The 3092-nt window shown below is 65.8% G+C and carries 4 protein-coding genes; all 4 read left to right on the forward strand.

The window, feature by feature from the left end; genetic code table 11:
• On the forward strand, positions 1-309 hold a 309-nt coding region (locus EN745_RS32660), incomplete at its 5' end, for an ATP-binding cassette domain-containing protein (protein ID WP_145992268.1).
• Positions 306-1073 (forward strand): ABC transporter ATP-binding protein, encoded by a 768-nt coding sequence (locus tag EN745_RS32665; RefSeq protein WP_126056273.1) that lies wholly within the window; start codon positions 306-308, stop codon positions 1071-1073. The genes EN745_RS32660 and EN745_RS32665, both read left to right, overlap by 4 nt.
• Positions 1070-1978 carry a branched-chain amino acid ABC transporter permease gene (locus tag EN745_RS32670; protein WP_127423155.1) on the forward strand — a complete coding sequence of 303 codons (909 nt, stop codon included), beginning with the start codon at positions 1070-1072 and terminating at the stop codon, positions 1976-1978. Before EN745_RS32665 ends, EN745_RS32670 begins: the two co-directional genes overlap by 4 nt.
• On the forward strand, positions 1975-2949 hold the full coding sequence (locus EN745_RS32675) for a branched-chain amino acid ABC transporter permease (protein WP_189363233.1): 975 nt from the start codon (positions 1975-1977) through the stop codon (positions 2947-2949). Before EN745_RS32670 ends, EN745_RS32675 begins: the two co-directional genes overlap by 4 nt.
• The last annotated feature ends 143 nt before the right edge of the window (positions 2950-3092 follow it).

The following is a 3092-nucleotide window of genomic DNA, read 5'->3' on the forward strand; positions in this document are numbered from 1 at the left end:
CTTTCCGGCGGCCAGCGCAAGCTGCTCGAACTCGCCCGCGTGATGATGGCCGACCCGGCGATCATCCTGCTCGACGAGCCGGCGGCCGGCGTCAACGCCACCCTGCTCGAGGTCATCATCGACCGCATCCGCGACATCAACGAGAGCGGCATCACCTTCCTGTTGATCGAGCACAACATCGACATGGTGACGCGGCTTTGCCACCGCGTGCTGGTGATGGCGAGCGGCGAGCTCTTGTGCGAGGGCACCGCCGACGAGGTGGCGCGCGACCAACGCGTCATCGAGGCCTATCTCGGGGGCGCGGCATGAGTGAAGCCGTGCTTGACGTCAGTGAACTCGAGGCCGGCTACGAGCCTGGGGTGCCGATCGTGCGCGGCGCCTCGATCACTGTCAACAAGGGCGAGATCGTCGTCGTCCTCGGGCCGAACGGCGCCGGGAAGTCGAGCCTGATCAAGGCCGTCGCCGGCCTTGTTCCGATCAGCCGGGGCAAGGTGCTGCTCGATGGCAAGGACATCACCGCGGCGCCGGCGCACACCATGGTCCGCCTCGGCCTTGCCTTTGTGCCGCAGACCGAAAACGTCTTTCCAATGATGTCGGTGGAGGACAATCTGAAGGTCTCCTGCGGCATTTTCGAGCGGCGCGAGGCGCCGGGCCGTGTCGAAGAGATGTACGCCATGTTCCCCGACTTGGCGCGCCAGCGCCGAGCCGCGGCCGGCAATCTTTCCGGCGGGCAACGGCAAATGCTGGCCGTGGCGCGAGCGCTGATCGTCCATCCCAAGGTGCTGGTGCTCGATGAGCCGTCGGCCGGCCTGTCGCCGAAATTCGTGTCGATGGTGTTCGAAATGCTTTCGGCCATTCGCAAGTCCGGCGTCACCATCCTGCTGGTCGAACAGAACGCCAAGGCAGCGCTCGCCATCGGCGACCGCGCCTATGTGCTGGTCGAGGGCAAGGATCGCCATGAGGGCGTTGCCTCCGAACTATGGAACGATCCGGTTGTGGCCGAGCTCTATCTCGGCCAGCGCCCTCTCAGCACAAAGAAGACGGGGCACGCCGAGAACGGAGGCGCGGCATGAGTCTGCAATTTGTCGTCGACGGGTTGCTGACCGGCTCGATGATCGGCCTCGGAGCGATAGGCGTGACGCTGACCTACTCCATTCTGCGCTTCTCCAATTTTGCCCATGGCGACTTCATGGCCTGGGGCACCTATGCGACGCTCGCCGTCGTCAGCGCCATCGGCGCGACCTTCGGCAAGGTGGCGCCGATCGCGCCCCTCTCCTTCGGCTGGCCACTCCTGGTCGCACTTGTTGTCGGCATGGCCTTCACAGCGCTGCTGGCACTGCTCCTCGACAAGGTGCTGTTTTCGCGGCTGCGCGCGCAGGGCCAGGCGATCATCGTGGTGATGGCGAGCTTCGGCGCCTCGATGGCGCTGCGCAGCCTGCTCGAATTCACCTTCAGCTCGCGGCCGACCTATTTCAGCCGGGCGATCCAGATCGCCATGCCGGTCGGCTTCGGTATCCGCATCACGCCCGACCAGATCGCCTTGCTATTGCTGACCATCGTGCTGGTTCTCGGCGTGCATCTCCTGATGACGCGCACCCAGATCGGGCGCGCCATGCAGGCGCTCAGCCAGAATGCAGCTCTTGCCCGCATCGTCGGCATCGACGTCGCCGGCGTGGTGCGCGTCACCTGGATCCTTGGCGCGGCCCTTGCCTGCGTGGCCGGCGTGATGATCGGCATTTTGGTGCAGATCCGCCCCTTCATGGGTTTCGACATGCTGCTGCCGATGTTTGCCGCCGCCATCCTCGGCGGCATCGGCAGCATTCCGGGCGCAGTGCTCGGCGGCCTGATTATCGGAATCGCCGAAGCCGGGGCGGTGCAATTGATCGGCGCCGAATGGCGCGCCGCCGTGTCCTTCATCATCCTGATGGCGGTGCTTTTCGTGCGGCCGATCGGCCTTTTCGGAGTTCGGGAGAGATGATCGACCTCGTAGGCTACGGCGCATTCTTCCTGACCACCGCGCTGATCTTCTCGCTGGTGACGCTCGGGCTCAACCTGCAATGGGGGCTGACCGGCCTGTTCAATGTCGGGCTCGCCGGCTTCGTCGCCATCGGCGCCTACACCTCGGCCTTGCTGACCACGCCCGACGATGCCGCACGCGTGGGCGGCTTCGGCCTGCCGATCCTGGCCGGCTGGCTTGGCGCCATGGTCGTCGGCGGTATTGCCGCCGCGCTGACCGGCATCGCCACACTGCGTCTCAGGTCCGACTATCTTGCGATCACCACATTCGGCGTCGCCGTCGTCGTGCAACTGGTCGCGCTCAACGCACAAAAGCTCACCGGCGGCCCGTTCGGCATCGGCTTCATTCCGCGCCCCTTCGGCAGCCTCGCCGAGACCCCATTGCTGTTCAACCTCTCCAACCTTGCCATCGTCTGCGCGGTCACGCTGATCGTCTATCTGGCCCTGGAGCACCTGTCGCGCAGCCCGTGGGGGCGGGTGCTGAAGGCGCTGCGCGAGGACGAACGCGCGGCGATCTCGCTCGGCAAGAGCGCGCGCTTCTACCGGGTCCAGGCTTTTGCCGTCGGCGGCGCCGTCATGGCGCTGGCCGGCGCGTTGCAAGCGCATTTTACCGGTTTCATCGCGCCCGACAATTACCTGCCGATCCTGACCTTCCAGGTCTGGGTGATGCTGATCGTCGGCGGCTCGGGCAGCAATACCGGCGCCGTCGTCGGCAGCATCCTGGTGTGGGCGATATGGGCAGGATCGGGCACCATGACCAGCATCCTGTTCTCGCCCGAGCAGCAGGCACGCGCCGCTTCGCTGCAAATCGTCGCCATCGGCGTGATGCTGTGCGTCATCCTCCTGGTCCGGCCGAACGGCCTGTTCGGTGAACGGCCGCGGCGAATGCGCTTCGGCAAGCGAGCGAAGGCCACCGCCAGCGAGAGGTCCTGAACCCAATGGCGCGACAGGAAGCGCTTTCGTTGTGGCACGCGGTCAGTCGCGATCGCCTTCCCCGGCCAGCGCTGGAAGACAGGCTCGATGTCGACCTTGCCATCGTCGGCGGCGGCTTTACCGGTGTTTCGACGGCCCTGCAT

Origin of the sequence: Mesorhizobium sp. M4A.F.Ca.ET.022.05.2.1 (assembly GCF_003998845.1) — a bacterium.
Lineage (GTDB): Bacteria > Pseudomonadota > Alphaproteobacteria > Rhizobiales > Rhizobiaceae > Mesorhizobium.

Bases quoted from the DNA above. Each gene is read 5' to 3' on its own strand.
- EN745_RS32665 (WP_126056273.1), top strand. From the start codon at position 306: ATGAGTGAAGCCGTGCTTGACGTCAGTGAACTCGAGGCCGGCTACGAG.
- EN745_RS32670 (WP_127423155.1), top strand. From the start codon at position 1,070: ATGAGTCTGCAATTTGTCGTCGACGGGTTGCTGACCGGCTCGATGATC.
- EN745_RS32675 (WP_189363233.1), top strand. From the start codon at position 1,975: ATGATCGACCTCGTAGGCTACGGCGCATTCTTCCTGACCACCGCGCTG.